We start from the raw sequence: 14,928 nt of genomic DNA, 5'->3' as shown, positions 1-14,928 counted from the left end.
CAAATGCAGCTCGGTGTCAAACTCTTTTCTACTGTCCCGTAAAGTTCAAGTTAAATTGAGTTCTGTGAATGCATTACGTCTGCTGAAACAACAGCTTTAACGTAATATTTTTTTAAGAATAACATGAAAAAAAGCAAAAAACAATCAAAAAATCCCGATTATGGTATTTTTTTAATGTCAGTGTTCTGGCTGTGGATGGGTTTGCTGATTCTATTCGTGTAAAAATCACCTTATTTGCCCTAAGTGGAATTGGTTTAAATTAAAAGTGAAAACCAGTATACTAATGAAACTTAACCAGCAACTTTTGAAGAAAAATAAAAGAGGAAGACAAAGAAGAGGGGATAACCATGGTTTTACTAGGGTATGAGATCACATTTTTGATTTATGATTCGTATTCATTGAAAGACAAGCGCAGTGTGGTAAAAAGCATTACGAAACGCATGCACAATAAATACAATATCAGTATTTCAGAAGTCGGGGCGCAAGATACGCTCAACCAAGCCATCATTGGTATTGGCATCGTTGGCAATGACCGCGTTTTTTGCCACAGTGTTTTTGATCAAGTGATGAAAGAAATGGAAGAAAACTACGAAATTGAAATTCACGATATTCAAAAAATAGAAGCCTGATGGTTAAGCAAAAAATAAAAAAGCTTGAAGAGCTGTCGGGGGACAACGGCTCTTCAAGCTTTTGGTTTAACACACTAATCTCTTTGACCCGATTCCAGTTCTCCTTCAATCGGGAATGGGGTCTGGTTGCGAATCTTTAAATACGCATCCCGATAAGGGTGGTCGGATTCTTTATGCCATGGTTTAATATGGCCGCTGAAATGAACTAAAGCTGGTGCATTTCGAGCTTCAGCGTATTCAACTTCTCCAATTTTAGTTGGATGTTCTTGTTCATTGGTCAGAATATAAGCTTGCGCATTCCATTTGGGATGTAGAACCAGCCAGCGATCATGTAAAATAGCATTTAATGCATCTTGATCGTGAAATCTTAACTCATCTTGGTTCTCTAAAGCAAATTTAAAGACTTGTTCTGAAATTTTTTCTTTCCGCCATTTGTCGATGTCGATGATCATCATACCTGAGTTAAAATACGTATTCGATTCAGCATCGATTTCCATCGCATCTAACCGTTGATGGAAGCCAGCGTCTTCTACAGCAGCCAACAAATTGTCGCCTAAATCAACCGACCAAATTTGTTCGATGTCTTCCAAAGCAATGATATCGCAATCTAAATAAATAGCGCGTTTAACATCTGTGCTCTTTAAAAAGTTCGGAATTGCGATCCGGAAATAAGCGGTTGTAGGAATACGGTCGCTTTCAACCATATCATCAAATTCCAATGTATCAATTTGTAAGTAGCTGATGCTCGCATCGTATTCATTTACCATGCGGTTCAATTGCTCTTTTGATTGCAATGAAATATGGTCATCAATGACATAAAAATTGATAATGGTATTTTCCTGCTTGGTCTGCAGCAAAGATAAAAATAATGTTGCCAAATGTGGCATAAAATCTTCATTCGTAGAAGATACAATCGTAATTTCAGATGATTCAAACATGATTTAAAATCTCCTTCTTAATCGTTTATAAAACTTGATTTGTTTACTAACATTGAGCTAATCATATCTATAAATGACGAATTTAGCAAAGAGAACGATTGTTTTTAAAACTAGATTGTATGAATAACAAGCAGAATGTATGGAAAATAACTGTAAGAAGATTGGAGTTTGATACTTAGAAAAAAAGAGCTACAATATACCTCATGGCTAGAGTTTTAATGTATTTGCGGTCTTCAAACGAGGTTTATGTACCTCAAGTACAAATAGTTGAACTTCTACTTAAAAGGGTTGCATAGCATAGGACAGTGGTTTAACCTTTACACCATATGTCTGACAAGCAGGGTGCATGAAAAACAACCGTAATGATTCAATAAATTTGGCATAAGCGGTATACTAAAAGAAAAAGAGATAAGAGGTTGTTAAAAACCAATAAATGTAAGCGTATACCTAAAATGGCGATCAAAGGAGAGAAGCGGAATGAAATTTTACGATAGAATGGATGCCGGCCAGCAACTAGCCAAAGAATTAACCTTTGAAACCGATGAAGACGTGCTCGTATTAGCTTTGCCACGCGGAGGCGTACCAGTCGGAGTTGAGATTGCTAAGTTTTTAGATGTTCCTTTAGACATGGTGATCACTCAAAAAATTGGTGCACCAACAAATCCTGAATATGCGATCGGAGCGATTGCTGAAAATGCAAAACCCCTTTTGAACAAAGTAGAAACCGCTAAAGTAGACGCAGGCTGGTTAGCAAAAGAAATTGCTGCAAAAGAGCAAGAAATTCAACGGCGTCGAGAGTTGTATTTCGAAAACCATGCCCGTCAATCGATCAAGGGGAAAACTATTGTTCTAGTGGATGATGGCATTGCAACAGGATATACCATACTCGCAGCGATTGAAGAAGTCCAACGGCAGTCGCCTAAAAAATTAATTCTTGCCGTTCCGGTCATCCCAAAAGAAATGGATTTGCAACTGCGCATGAAAGTAGATGAAATCGTTGCATTGGATGTACCTGAGTATTTTCTAGGAGCGATCGGAGCTTACTACGAAGAATTCCATCAATTATCCGATATGGAAGTTCGACATTTGTTGAATGAAACCAGAAAATAAAGCAGTTTTATTTTGTTGAAAAAGTTACGTGCTCATGACTAAAAAAATTAAAGGAGTGAAAAAGATGACTCAACCAATAAAAGGAATCTTCGTGAACTTGCCCGTTAAAGATTTAGAGAGAAGCAGGGATTTTTTTACTCAGTTGGATTTTAACTTTGATCCGCTGTTTACGGATGAAACTGGCAGCTGCATGATTATTGGAGAGAATATTTACGTCATGCTGCTAATAGAAGACTATTTTAAAGGATTTACTCATCAAGCGATTGCCGATACGTCCTCTCAAAATGAAGTCATTGTAACTCTTCTGGCCACTACTAAAGCTCAAGTGATAGAGTTGTGTGAAAAAGCAGCGGCAGCAGGGGCTGAAGACCAACCTGTTGAAAATACAGAAAAATTCATGTACTACCGCCGCTTTAAAGATTTGGACGGCCACCTCTGGGAGATTATGTGTTTCAATATGAAGGAAATGAAATGAAAATAAGCCGCACAAGAAGGAGGCATCTTAGGATAGTCTCTTTTTTGACGCGTAAAGAAAAGTGGGTGCCCCCAATAATGAACAAAAAATGAGGTTTTTCTTGAGTGATTTTACTCGAATTGCGAAATACGGTATGATAGAGGTGACGCATGGGAAAAGAGCAGGAGGAAGGAAAAATGGATCAAACAATAGAAATGCCTATCATTAAAGGAATGCCCAAAGAAAACTTGGTTGATTGCTTACTATCTTATAAAAAAGAGACAATGCTGACCATTGCTGAACAACACGCTATACCGGTAAAAAAAGGCCATACTAAAATCAAATTGGCAGAAACATTAGCTGCCCAACTTCCGGAACAGTTTGTAAAGCATTACCAATCATTGGAAACAGCGGAACGTGATGTGTTGTCGGCTTATGCAAACGGGAAGCCTGTCAATGAAACCGCCATTGATTCGGCAGATCAAAAGAAACTAGTGGAATCCGGGTATCTTTTTTTGTTTTTAGATCAAGGACAGTTTCACCCGACAGTGCCTCAAGAATTAGCTGTGAAACTCACAGAAAACGTTTCTGAAATTCCGTTCAGTGACGAAAATCAGGCTAATTGGTTCGCAGCGACGAAAAGAGCTGTTGAAACGATTTATGGACACTGCAGTCCAGACCATTTGCTGACAGCTTGGAACACGCATGCCACTCAGACCATGACTATTGAAACTATCAAAGAATAAATCAATACCATTCAATAAGAACTACATGAAAACAGATTTAGCGAGGAGAAATGAAATGAGCGAATCAACTGCACAAGCAATTCAATCAACTGAAACCAGTTTAGTGGAATTGCTGCTATCAAATAAAAAAGATACAATGTTAGAAATTGCTGAAAAAAATGGAGCAGAGGTCAAAAAAAGTCATACAAAAGCGAAGATTGCTGTAGACTTAGCTGAGCAAATGCAACAGCATTTTGCTGATTTTTTGGTTTATACAAGCCGAAAAGGAGTAGCTGTACTTAAAAAAGTCGTGGAACAATCAGAAGGCACGCCATTAATCATCACGACTGATGAAGCTAAAGAATTGGCTGTAGTGGCTGATTACGGGTACTTATATGTCAATAAAACGGAAAAAGAAGGTTTTTATCCTGTTTTGCCAAATGAGATAGCAGCATTATTTAATCAACTAGCTGCTGATAAAAGCTACCAAGAAAAACTGGAACACAACCAAGAATTATTCGATACTGTTTTAGCATTAGTCCATTTATATGGGGTTTACGATGTCGATCAGCTGATTGCGGTCTGGAATAGGCACCAATCGGATGTGTTGACCAAAGAAGCGGCGATGGACTATCTTGAAAAAGTTGGAATCCGCCAACCTTATTTTTACTTTAACGGATCTCTAGTGATCGATGGTTATTTTGCAGATGAAAAAGAAGCGTTGACTTTTTACGATAAATTAAATGCTCACAACATCCCTTATTTTGCACCGACTGAAATGGATCTGCAATTGTATGCTGAAAACAAAATTAATCCAGCATCTCCAAACTATTTAAATATGCGGAACTACATTCAAACAAAAGGTTACGATAGTGCGACTGAAGAACGTATTTTAGATGAAATCTCAAAAGGAGCGGTTTTAGGCACACAACCGGACAAATTATACCAAACGTTAGCAGCAGTCGGCCTTAAATTTATGGTGGAAGATGATGTGATTACATTTGTACAACTATTTAAAGAATTATCAGAACAAACTCGTAAATGGGGTTACCGCGGCTTGTCGCCAGCTGAAGTAGCAGAAATGAAAGAAAAAAACAGTACGCGGGAACCTGTTACAGTTAAAAAAATTGGACGTAATGAACCTTGTCCATGCGGCAGCGGGAAAAAATACAAAAAATGCCACGGCAGATAATGGATTGAACAGAAGGGAAGGCCGATCATTATGGTTGAAAACAAGACGAAAGAGAACACCGATAGTGTAACGGAGTTTCTGGAAACGATTGAGGACCCGAAAAAACGCCAAGACGCGTATGCACTAGTAAAACTCTTCTATGAAACAACCGGCTATGAACCAAAAATGTGGGGTACAGCGATTATTGGTTTTGGAAGCTATCACTATAAATATGCTAGCGGACATGAAGGCGATTCTTGCAGAGTAGGTTTGTCTCCGAGGAAATCAGCCATCAGTATTTACCTTTCCCAACCCGATGATGAACACCGAGCTGAATTGTTGGCTCGGCTAGGAAAACATACAATGGGCAAAGGCTGCCTGTACATTAAAAAGCTGAAAGACATTGATTTGCAGGTATTAAAAGAATTGGTGCAAGAAAGCGTTCAGTACACTAAAAAACGTTATGCTAACTAAAAATAGTCTGTGTTCCTCTATATAAGAGAAGCACAGACTATTTTTTATGAATTAAAAATGTGTTTTTCGATAGCGGCAGCTACACCGTTCTGATTGTTTGAAGCGGTTGAGTCACCTGCAATTTTCTTGACTGCTGGAACAGCATTATCCATGGCAACACTAGTTCCTGCATAGGCCAGCATAGAAAGATCGTTCTCTTCATCGCCAATAGCTAAAACATGGCTGGAATCAATTCCTATCCGTTCGCACAAACCATGCAAGGCATTGCCTTTGCTTGCTGTGCTGTTCAATATTTCAAAGAAATTGGGACCGCTTTTGAGAGCATGAAACCGGTGGAAAAACTCTTTAGGCAGCTTTTTGATGCCATTTTCCAATTTAGTTTTTTCAGCACTAAAAATAGCTTTTGCTGGAATAAATTTTTCTGGCATATCGTAGATGTTTCGATACTGCAATGGTGCGTCATTGTAATAAGCTTCCTGAACCGTATATTTTCCTATGTGCTGGTTAGGTGTATAAATCGAATGCTCATCATCGAAATGAACAGAACAAGCAATGTGTTCACCCATTTGATAAAGATAAACTAAATCGTCTTTTGTTAAATTGACACGTGATAACGTGGCGTGTGTCTTGGTATCTTTTACCAGTGCGCCATTGAAACAAATCGCGTAATCGACGTTTCCAACTCCTAAATCATGGATGACCTTTATCAGAGCATCGTAAGAGCGTTCCGTGCACAAAGCAATTTTCAGACCTGCTTTTTTGGCTCGTTTTACCGCATCCTTTACTTCTGGTGAAATTTCTTTTCGATCATTTAATAATGTCCCGTTAACGTCAAGGGCAATCAACTTATACATATTTTTCCCCACCCTCATATATTTTAAAAATAATAACTTTTTACTAACGTACTACCATTCACTAACGTACTAATAATAGTACAGAAAACTAAATTATTCAAATGAACCTTACACATAAAATAGAAGCAGACGAACAGTTTTTAAATCAAAATTTTTGATTTCGGAAATCTTTTTCGAATAAAGAAGAAAGAAACCAAAAAGGCGAGTAAATCTGCAAGCGGAACAGCAGCGTAAATGCCATATAAACCAAAAATAGAAGAAAGAATCAAAATGAGCGGAACTAAGAAAACCAATTGACGAGCTAAGTTTAAAAAGCTGGCCAGTCGAACTTCTCCAATCGCTTGGAAATAGTTGGACCAGACGATCTGCAACCCTACTAATGGGAAAGCTATTGTCCAAATCCGGATAGCTTTTATACCTAGAGCCACAACTTCAGGTTCTTGGTTGAATAGCCTGACAACAAATTCAGGAAAGAGCTGAATCACCAAAAATCCAGTGGTAGTAATGATAAATCCTGCAATACTTGCTAGTTTAAGAGCTTGCTTCACGCGATCGATGCGGTCAGCACCTGTATTGTAACTGACGATCGGCTGCAAACCTTGCGTTAATCCTGAAATCGACATGATGATCAAGGTGACGGCACTTGTTACGATACCAGCAACGGAAATCGCTACATCACCGCCATAAACGACTAGACTAGCATTAATGATGAAGTTTAAAGCACTATTCGCAATTTGCAGCAGAAATGCTGGAATTCCAGTAGTTAAAATTTCACGGACATAGGTAAGCTTCAATTTCATGTTGCCCAGTACGAGACGGACGTTGCTGCGGTTTCCGGTAAAGTAAGCCAACTGCCAGATGACCGATAAAAATTGTCCGCCGATAGTTGCGTAAGCGGCACCTTTCATACCCCAGCCTAGACGGACGATCAGAATGTAGTCAAAAACAATATTAAAGCCAGCTCCAATCAACATACTGATCATCGAAATACGCGGATTTCCATCTGCTCTAGAAAAATTGTTCATGCACATGGCTAAACATTGGAAAACAGCACCATAGAGAATAATGCTCAGGTAATCTGTTGCATAAGGCAACACAGCTTCGCTGGCACCAATATTTCTTAAAATCGGTTCGATAAAAATATTACCTAAAATAGTAAACGACAAGCCCATAATAATAGCTAAAGCGACCCCGTTGCCTAAATAATGCTGCGCTTTTTCAGTTTCTTTTCTTCCTAAACTGATGGAAAAACGTGTAGAGCCTCCGACACCGACCATTAAACCAAAAGCGATCATGACCAAAGTTATCGGATAAGTGATCGAAGCTGCAGCGAGCCCTAGCGAACCTAGGCCAGGCGTGTTCCCAATAAAGATACGGTCCACGATATTGTAAACCGCGTTCACAAACATCCCAATCATCGCTGGTACTGAAAATTCAATTAACAACGTAGAAATTTTTTCTGTTTCAAGCTTATTCTTTCCAACCATACGTATCCTACTTTCTATCCTATATTTGCGCCCAGTTGAAATGAGCCTATTATCTATTACATTAGCCATCTTTCTGCAGCAAGTCAACGATAGGAACCTACTGAAGACGTATTTAGAAGCTCTTTTTTTAAAATAAAAGAATCGATGAGGTTAGTCGTTGAATTTCTGTTGATAACGCAAACTCCTTTTAAGTACCGGAAGAAGTTCAAACTTTTGTCCATGAGGTCCACAAACCTCTTTTAATTACCGGAAAGAGGTTAAAACTCTATACTTAAGGTCCGCAAACCCTTTGAGTACTGTAAGGATTCTTTGAACCACTGAGCTTTTGAGGTGTTTTGTATTCTAAGTGACAAACTACCATTTTATTTCCAAATAAAAACTATTTGCTAAATAAAAGGCTTATCATTTTAAGAAAATATTAAGATAGGCTATACTAGCAAGTGTAAAGAGTTCAAAAAATAAATTTATAAGGAGATGTTATTCATGAACGATTTTTCAAATTCAGTCAGTACAGGATTCAATTCATTCATGGGATTCTTACCGACATTGCTAGGCGCCATTGCACTGTTAGTCGTAGCCTGGATCGTAGCTATTTTAGTCCGTAAAGCAGCGCAAAAAGGACTGAAAGCAGTAGGATTTGGCCGTCTGTTAACGAAATGGGGATTAACCAATTCCGATGAACAAGCAGACAGTACGATCGATTCGATCGGGAAAGTACTCTACTATCTAGTATGGTTGATTTTCTTACCGGGGATCTTAGGAATGTTAGGCTTAAATGCAATCGCAACGCCAATCACTAACATGCTTAATTCAGTCTTAGCATTCATTCCAAAACTCTTTGCAGCAGCAGTTATCTTAGCTATTGGGGTTTTTGTTGGACGCTTTGTTAAAAACTTAGTGTACAATTTACTGGTTACAGTCAATATTGACAAATGGATTTCTAAAATGACTAGTTCTAGTTCAGAAGCTGAAGAAGCAGCACCAACACAAAGTGAAAAAATGACGATTGCTAAAGTTTTAGCAAATGTTGTCTATGTTATTATTTTAGTTCCTATCATTACTGTAGCACTTGAAACGCTACAAGTCCGCAGCATTTCTGAACCGATCATTATGGTTTTGAACCAAGTTTTAGCGGCTATCCCTAATATTATTGTTGCAGTTATCTTAGTAGCTGTAGGAGTTGTTTTAGCTAAATTCGTTGGCGACCTGATCACTGGCTTATTGCAAGGAACAGGCATCAACAAATTAAACAAATACCTTAAGAGCGATGGAAAAATGACTATTGATTTAGCTAAGGTTCTTGGCCAAATCGTTGAAGTCGTCTTAATTGTTTTCTTCGTAGTTGAAGCATTGAATGTGTTGAACTTAGAAGTTCTCAATACGATCGGTAAAGCGGTTATTGCTTACTTGCCATTAGTGCTTAGCGCATTGATTATTTTAGGTATTGGTTTAATTGGAGGATCTTTATTAGGAAACTTCATTACAAAATCAACTGGCAGCCGGATGTCCGGTGAAATCGTGAAATACATCTTGATCGTGATGGCTGTCTTCATGGGCTTGAACCAATTGCAATTTGCAACAAGCATTGTAAACGTTGCTTTCTTGCTTATCCTTGGTGGTCTATCTGTTGCTTTTGCCATTTCCTTTGGTATTGGCGGCCGCGAATTTGCGAAACACCAATTAGCACGTTTGGAAGCTAAAATGGAAAAAGAAGACAAGACGAAATAAAAAACACATCTGCTCAGTTAGATAGATGTGAACGAATTTGAAAATAGCTGACCTTCATTACTGAGGGTCGGCTATTTTTCTCATGATTTAGCTCCTTTCAGTTAAGAAAAAAAGTACTATAGATTTGTATCTCTGTAATATTACACGTTTTTTATTTGTTGGTTCTGTGTTAAACTTATTTATATATTGTAATGAAAAAGTAGTAACGCAGCTATGAAATTTTGAAGAATGAAAAAAACTGTATCAGTCAAAAACGTTAGACTCATAAAAGGCTTGGTTTTAATTGTTGTTTATTTTTTCATCAGATGTGATCAAAAAATAGAAAGGGCGTGCCATTTATTTGAACGTATTGACAGAAAAGTTTAAAGAAGTTTTACTCTCTGTTTTGCCCATTGTTGCAATTGTGTTCGTTTTGCATTTCACCATTGCCCCTATGGAAACCAGTTTATTGCTGAGATTTGTACTGGGAGCTTTATTTATTGTCGTGGGATTGTCTGTTTTTTTATTGGGAACGGACATCGGTATCACGCCGATCGGGTCTCAATTGGGAAAAGGAGTCGCTAAAAGCAATAAAGTTTGGATCGTCATTCTTGCTGGATTAACGCTTGGTTTTTTTATTTCCATAGCAGAACCAGATCTGCATATTCTAGCTAACCAGATTGCTGGTGTGACCGGCGGCATCATCTCAAATACCAGTATTTTGATTTACGTTTCTATTGGGATAGCTGTAATGATGACCATTGGATTATTGAGAATCGTCTACAATATTCCTTTGTACAAGCTTTTGACAGGAATCTATTTCGTTATTTTTATTTTATCGCTTTTTACATCAAATGAATTTTTATCGATGGCTTTTGATGCTTCCGGTGCTACAACCGGCGCATTAACCGTACCCTTTATGCTGGCTTTGGCTTTAGGAGTTGCCTCTTTAAGAAAAGGCGGGAAAGCTTCTGAGAAAGATAGTTTCGGCTTAGTGGCCATTGCTTCATCTGGAGCTATCATCGCAGTGATGTTGATGAATATCTTAGGCAGTCAAGGGGAAATGACCGGAAGTCTGGAAGTTGATTTGGAAGGGTCTACATCGGTTATCCAACCTTTTCTCGCTCATCTTCCAGTCATTTCGCAAGAAATATTTATTGCTTTACTTCCGATCTTGCTTGTTTTTCTAGCGTATAACTTCTTCTTTTTAAAGCTCAGTAAAAAAAGATTAAATAAAGTTTTAAAAGGCGTTTTATATGTCTTTATCGGTTTGGTTCTATTTTTAGTCGGAGTCAATGCCGGTTTTATGGAAGTGGGAAGTGTCGTAGGGTATACGGTCGCTTCATTGGATAATAATTTCTATGTACTCCTCGTTGCATTCGTGTTAGGATTAGTGACGATCTTAGCAGAACCAGCTGTCTATGTTCTGACCCATCAAATTGAAAACGTTACAAATGGATATGTGAAACGAAAAGTCGTTTTAACAGCTTTGTCTATCGGAGTTGGTTTGGCAGTTTTATTATCCATGATACGGATTCTTGTACCGGGTTTACTGTTGTGGCACATGATTTTACCGGGGTATATCCTTGCTATCGGTTTGATGTATGTGGTACCCAAAATGTTTGTCGGGATGGCTTTTGATGCTGGCGGAGTCGCTTCAGGTCCAATGACCGCAACCTTTATCTTAGCTTTTGTCCAAGGGGCAGCTGAAGCCATTGAAGGAGCTGACGTATTGCTGGATGGATTTGGAATGATTGCAATGGTGGCCATGATGCCGATTATTACTTTGCAGCTGTTAGGCTTGATTTTCAAATTAAAATCTGGAAAGGGTGGATTCCAACCAAATGAAGAATAATATTATTGAAGGAATGAATTACGATATCCTTTGTCTTATCGTAAACGATGGCGTAGGGAGCAAGGTATTAAAGATTGCTAAGCAAGACGGCATTTCAGGCGGTACAGTCTTTTATGGTTTTGGGACCATCAACAATAATGCTTTGAAATTGCTAGGATTGGATGATATTCGAAAAGAAATCATCATTTTAGCGGCAAAAAAAGAAGACGCTGAAAAAACATTAGAAGATTTATCCCAAAAATTAAAATTAGAAAAACGGAATCATGGTATTGCCTTTTCGATTCCTATTGCCAATTTATTAGGAAATCGAAACTGTGTTTACAAACAAAATGCGAGCAGCAGAAAGGTTGAAGACATTATGCATCAAGCTATCTTTACGATTGTCGACCATGGTCAAGCAGAGGAAGTTATTGACGCGGCTGTTGCAGCGGGGTCTCAAGGAGGAACCGTTATTACTGGACGCGGTTCTGGCAGTCATGAAACAAGTAAATTGTTTTCAATGGACATTGAGCCGGAAAAAGAAATCGTTTTAATCTTATCAGAAACGCAAACAACCGATGCGATTGTAGCATCGATCAGTAACGCTATGGAAATTGAAAAACCCGGAAACGGTGTATTGTTTACTTTAGATGTCAACAATACAAAAGGATTGTTTTAATCAGAAAGTAAAAGAAACTGGCTCGCCGCATTTTTTGTAGGAGAGTCAGTTTTTTTGTTTATTTTCGCTTTCTGGAAGTGTTAAAATAGTATTAAACTTAGATTGACAGTTTTCTAAGGGAGTTCTATACTGTGCTTAATGATTAAAGACAAATGTTTTTAAAGCAGTTGTTTAGTTAGAAAAACCCGCTGCTTTAGTGAAAGGTCTGAAAAAAATGAATTTAAATGAGAAAGAATCTCTGATTTTAAAACGAATCCTTAAAAATCCTTTTGTAACCCAGCAAGAGTTAGCAGATGAAATAAAGTTATCCCGTTCAGCGACTGCTAATCTTATTTCAGGATTAGTTAGAAAAGAGTATCTGTTAGGAAAAGCGTATATTTTAAATGAAAGCAAGCCCGTTATTTGCATCGGGGCGGCCAATATCGACCGCCGTTATTTGATGGAAGCACCACTGATCGAAGGAACGACAAATGATGTTAAAACACAGTCTACAAATGGAGGCGTTGCCCGCAGCATTGCAGAGAACTTAGGCCGCCTTGAAGTTGAAGCAGCGTTGCTCTCAGTTGTCGGCAATGACCCAGAATGGCAGAAAATCAAAGCAGCTTCAGAACATTTTATGGATGTGTCAGCCGTTGATACATTAGAAGGTGAAGCTACGGGGACATTTTTGGAAGTCGTTAATCCAAATGGAGATATTCTTTTCGGGTTATCTGATATGGAAATTTACCATTGTATGACCCCGGAATGGTTAACAAAGCATCTTACTCTTTTAAAACGAGCTAAGTATTTAGTTGCTGATTTGAATCTGCCAAAAGAAACGCTTGAACTACTGATTGCTCTAAAAATGAAACACCAGATCCCGCTTGTCCTTATTACTGTTTCAGTGCCCAAAATGGTCAATATGCCCGCGTCTTTAGATGGAGTTGATTTATTAATCGTCAAACACGATGAAACGGAAGCTTTCCTTAACTTAGCTGTTAAAAGCGAAGAAGATGCAGAACAAGCTGCTATTAAGTGGCTTAGCTACGGAGCACATTCGGTTATAGTGACGAAGAATGATGATACGCTGGTGTATGTAGCTGATAATGGGGAAACCATTCGGTATAAAAATCCGCATGATATTACTAATCGCTATAAATGGGGAGCCAATGAAGCTATTTGTGCTGGTCTTATTTACGCTCGCCAACAAGGAAAATCAATTTCTCAAAGCTTAATGGCAGGATTCGCGAACGGTTATCACACAACACAGTCACTTTCTTTGGTACGCTCTAATTTATCCACGTTACAACTGGAAAAAGATATTGAAGAGCTGGCAAAAGTAGAAAAAGAATACCGTGTTTAAATGAATAGAAAAAAAGTCTGCTATATATAACTAGCAGACTTTTTTGTTTTATCTATTAAATATAGATAAATTTAGAACTTTCATATTTTTGTATGTAAACTGGACAAACCAGCATTAAATAGAGGTAAGTTTGCCCCAAAACTGTAAAATCGGAATAAAGCAGCACTAAAACAGGATTAGTTTGTCCAAAAGAATAAAAATATTAGAATGGTTCTGTATAATAACGGAAAATCAACATTGATAATGTGGTGAAATACTTTTAAGAAAGAAGAATAATAATCATCAATGGGTTCTCAATTGCTTTATCTGGACAGCCTATACTATAATGAGGGTTATCTCATATTAAACTACTGAAAGAAGGGGTTCGAAAAAATGAAAAAGTTAAGACTGGCGTTTATGGTATGTAATGTCTTTTTTGTGTTGGCTGCTTGTGGAGGAAAAGCGGCAACATCAGAAAAGGATGAAAAAGCAGGGAAAACTGATGTGGCTTCAATCGTCATCAGTAAAGGAGAATATATTATTCCTGATGATAAAGAAGTAAGCGAAGATGAAGGATACTTAGCGTTAGAAGTTACCATTAAGAACGAGAGTAAAAAATCATTGAACGTCAGCAGTGGAGACATTAGTTTATACGATGAAAACGACAGCAAAGTAGAACCGGCTTCTGTTTATTCTGAGGATGAATCTTTCAAATTGTTGGGGCATGATAATTTGTCAGCTGATAAAAGCAAAACCGGTTACCTCGTATTTAAAGTAGACCAAGACAGCCAATATGAACTGCATTTTGAACCGCAGTATTATGATGTTGAAAACATGGATAAAGAAATTAAAGATGTTGTATTGAAAATCGATACAGCAGAATACAAAGATACAACTGAAGAACCATCTGCTGCATTAACGGCGTTTATAGATGAAGTATTCCTTGCTAAAGAAAATGAAAAATACGATACAGTAGTCGCAAACAATAAAGAAGCAACAGCTGAATCTTTTGATGAAGAATTTACAAAAGCGTTAAGCAACTTTTTTTCAGACTATGAACCGACAAACGAAGAGTTGCATCAGCTTGTAGAATCTTTTAAAACGAGCAATGGAAAAGTAGCAGAAGTAGATCAAAAATTGCTTTCTGTCTATCCGAATTCAGCAACCATTCAAGTCAAACCGAAAGCTTTGTCATTTGACAATATGGATGATGAAGTAGAAAGTTTGATGGACAAATACATAGAGGAGAATAAAGACAAAGAATATTCTGATTACCAAGCTGTGTATGTGGATGCAGAAAAATATTTGCTTGAAAACTTGCCAGAAGTTTTTAGCGTAGCCAGTCCTACCGAGTTAGATACCTACGGAGATGGATATCGCATCCAATTAAAGAAAATAGATGACAAATGGGAAATCGATACCGTTAAGTCATCAAGCAATAATTACTATGAATACCTTGAAGAAGCTTTTAGAGGCGGTTTATACAAATAATCATTATTCAGCAAAAAAACTTGTTTTCTTAATTGAAGATAGGTTTTTTTACTG

Annotated in this window: 13 protein-coding genes and 1 pseudogene; 11 read left to right on the top strand and 3 right to left on the bottom strand. The window is 37.8% G+C overall.

What is annotated here, in order from left to right:
• The first annotated feature begins 347 nt into the window (after positions 1 to 347).
• Positions 348 to 629 carry a DUF503 domain-containing protein gene (locus tag JHE06_RS08440; protein WP_058918924.1) on the top strand — a complete coding sequence of 94 codons (282 nt, stop codon included), beginning with the start codon at positions 348 to 350 and terminating at the stop codon, positions 627 to 629.
• A 74-nt stretch (positions 630 to 703) separates the two neighbouring features.
• Here the strand turns inward: JHE06_RS08440 and JHE06_RS08435 are convergent, their stop codons facing one another.
• A complete protein-coding gene (locus JHE06_RS08435) occupies positions 704 to 1,567 on the bottom strand; it encodes a glycosyltransferase family 8 protein (protein ID WP_201088515.1) in 864 nt (287 codons plus the stop codon).
• Positions 1,568 to 2,044: 477 nt separating this feature from the next.
• On the opposite strand from JHE06_RS08435, the gene JHE06_RS08430 reads away from it, so the two are divergent.
• The 5 genes and pseudogenes from JHE06_RS08430 to JHE06_RS08410 all read left to right on the top strand — a co-directional run bounded on the left by JHE06_RS08430 (position 2,045) and on the right by JHE06_RS08410 (position 5,501).
• Entirely contained in the window at positions 2,045 to 2,677 is a 633-nt protein-coding gene (locus tag JHE06_RS08430) for a phosphoribosyltransferase (RefSeq protein ID WP_058918922.1), read from the top strand.
• A 64-nt stretch (positions 2,678 to 2,741) separates the two neighbouring features.
• Positions 2,742 to 3,152 carry a VOC family protein gene (locus tag JHE06_RS08425; RefSeq protein ID WP_201088514.1) on the top strand — a complete coding sequence of 137 codons (411 nt, stop codon included), beginning with the start codon at positions 2,742 to 2,744 and terminating at the stop codon, positions 3,150 to 3,152.
• A gap of 176 nt (positions 3,153 to 3,328) precedes the next feature.
• Positions 3,329 to 3,877: a hypothetical protein gene (locus JHE06_RS08420; protein ID WP_201088513.1), complete on the top strand. Its 549-nt coding sequence runs from the start codon at positions 3,329 to 3,331 to the stop codon at positions 3,875 to 3,877.
• Between the two features lie 1,087 nt (positions 3,878 to 4,964).
• A pseudogene (locus JHE06_RS12410) lies at positions 4,965 to 5,048 on the top strand (SEC-C metal-binding domain-containing protein); the annotation flags it as partial.
• A 30-nt stretch (positions 5,049 to 5,078) separates the two neighbouring features.
• Positions 5,079 to 5,501, top strand: a complete 423-nt coding sequence (locus JHE06_RS08410) for a DUF1801 domain-containing protein (RefSeq protein WP_201088511.1) — start codon at positions 5,079 to 5,081, stop codon at positions 5,499 to 5,501.
• A gap of 44 nt (positions 5,502 to 5,545) precedes the next feature.
• On the opposite strand, the gene JHE06_RS08405 is transcribed toward JHE06_RS08410, so the two are convergent.
• Together JHE06_RS08405 and JHE06_RS08400 are read right to left on the bottom strand one after the other, a co-directional pair.
• Complete coding sequence (locus JHE06_RS08405) at positions 5,546 to 6,355, bottom strand: Cof-type HAD-IIB family hydrolase (RefSeq protein ID WP_058918917.1); 810 nt, start codon at positions 6,353 to 6,355, stop codon at positions 5,546 to 5,548.
• Positions 6,356 to 6,495: 140 nt separating this feature from the next.
• A complete protein-coding gene (locus JHE06_RS08400; RefSeq protein WP_058918916.1) occupies positions 6,496 to 7,842 on the bottom strand; it encodes an MATE family efflux transporter in 1,347 nt (448 codons plus the stop codon).
• 483 nt (positions 7,843 to 8,325) lie between these two features.
• Between JHE06_RS08400 and JHE06_RS08395 the strand changes: the two genes are divergently transcribed.
• From JHE06_RS08395 to JHE06_RS08375, 5 genes are all read left to right on the top strand, one after another.
• A complete protein-coding gene (locus JHE06_RS08395) occupies positions 8,326 to 9,570 on the top strand; it encodes a mechanosensitive ion channel (RefSeq protein WP_201088510.1) in 1,245 nt (414 codons plus the stop codon).
• A 340-nt stretch (positions 9,571 to 9,910) separates the two neighbouring features.
• Complete coding sequence (locus tag JHE06_RS08390; RefSeq protein ID WP_058918914.1) at positions 9,911 to 11,404, top strand: DUF1538 domain-containing protein; 1,494 nt, start codon at positions 9,911 to 9,913, stop codon at positions 11,402 to 11,404.
• Positions 11,394 to 12,062, top strand: coding sequence for a P-II family nitrogen regulator (locus tag JHE06_RS08385; RefSeq protein ID WP_058918913.1), 669 nt, complete (start codon positions 11,394 to 11,396; stop codon positions 12,060 to 12,062). The genes JHE06_RS08390 and JHE06_RS08385 overlap by 11 nt, the downstream gene beginning before the upstream one ends.
• Before the next feature lie 214 nt (positions 12,063 to 12,276).
• Positions 12,277 to 13,404 (top strand): PfkB family carbohydrate kinase, encoded by a 1,128-nt coding sequence (locus tag JHE06_RS08380; protein ID WP_201088509.1) that lies wholly within the window; start codon positions 12,277 to 12,279, stop codon positions 13,402 to 13,404.
• Positions 13,405 to 13,776: 372 nt separating this feature from the next.
• Positions 13,777 to 14,874 (top strand): DUF5105 domain-containing protein, encoded by a 1,098-nt coding sequence (locus JHE06_RS08375; protein WP_058918911.1) that lies wholly within the window; start codon positions 13,777 to 13,779, stop codon positions 14,872 to 14,874.
• Positions 14,875 to 14,928 lie beyond the last annotated feature (54 nt).

The organism is Carnobacterium sp. CS13, assembly GCF_016653495.1.
Classification (GTDB): Bacteria; Bacillota; Bacilli; order Lactobacillales; family Carnobacteriaceae; genus Carnobacterium_A; species Carnobacterium_A antarcticum.
The sequence above is the reverse complement of the archived record's forward strand: the minus strand, read 5'-3'. Positions and strand labels throughout refer to the sequence as shown.

Bases quoted from the DNA above. Each gene is read 5' to 3' on its own strand.
- JHE06_RS08440 (WP_058918924.1), top strand. From the start codon at position 348: ATGGTTTTACTAGGGTATGAGATCACATTTTTGATTTATGATTCGTAT.
- JHE06_RS08435 (WP_201088515.1), bottom strand. From the start codon at position 1,567: ATGTTTGAATCATCTGAAATTACGATTGTATCTTCTACGAATGAAGAT.
- JHE06_RS08430 (WP_058918922.1), top strand. From the start codon at position 2,045: ATGAAATTTTACGATAGAATGGATGCCGGCCAGCAACTAGCCAAAGAA.
- JHE06_RS08425 (WP_201088514.1), top strand. From the start codon at position 2,742: ATGACTCAACCAATAAAAGGAATCTTCGTGAACTTGCCCGTTAAAGAT.
- JHE06_RS08420 (WP_201088513.1), top strand. From the start codon at position 3,329: ATGGATCAAACAATAGAAATGCCTATCATTAAAGGAATGCCCAAAGAA.
- JHE06_RS08410 (WP_201088511.1), top strand. From the start codon at position 5,079: ATGGTTGAAAACAAGACGAAAGAGAACACCGATAGTGTAACGGAGTTT.
- JHE06_RS08405 (WP_058918917.1), bottom strand. From the start codon at position 6,355: ATGTATAAGTTGATTGCCCTTGACGTTAACGGGACATTATTAAATGAT.
- JHE06_RS08400 (WP_058918916.1), bottom strand. From the start codon at position 7,842: ATGGTTGGAAAGAATAAGCTTGAAACAGAAAAAATTTCTACGTTGTTA.
- JHE06_RS08395 (WP_201088510.1), top strand. From the start codon at position 8,326: ATGAACGATTTTTCAAATTCAGTCAGTACAGGATTCAATTCATTCATG.
- JHE06_RS08385 (WP_058918913.1), top strand. From the start codon at position 11,394: ATGAAGAATAATATTATTGAAGGAATGAATTACGATATCCTTTGTCTT.
- JHE06_RS08380 (WP_201088509.1), top strand. From the start codon at position 12,277: ATGAATTTAAATGAGAAAGAATCTCTGATTTTAAAACGAATCCTTAAA.
- JHE06_RS08375 (WP_058918911.1), top strand. From the start codon at position 13,777: ATGAAAAAGTTAAGACTGGCGTTTATGGTATGTAATGTCTTTTTTGTG.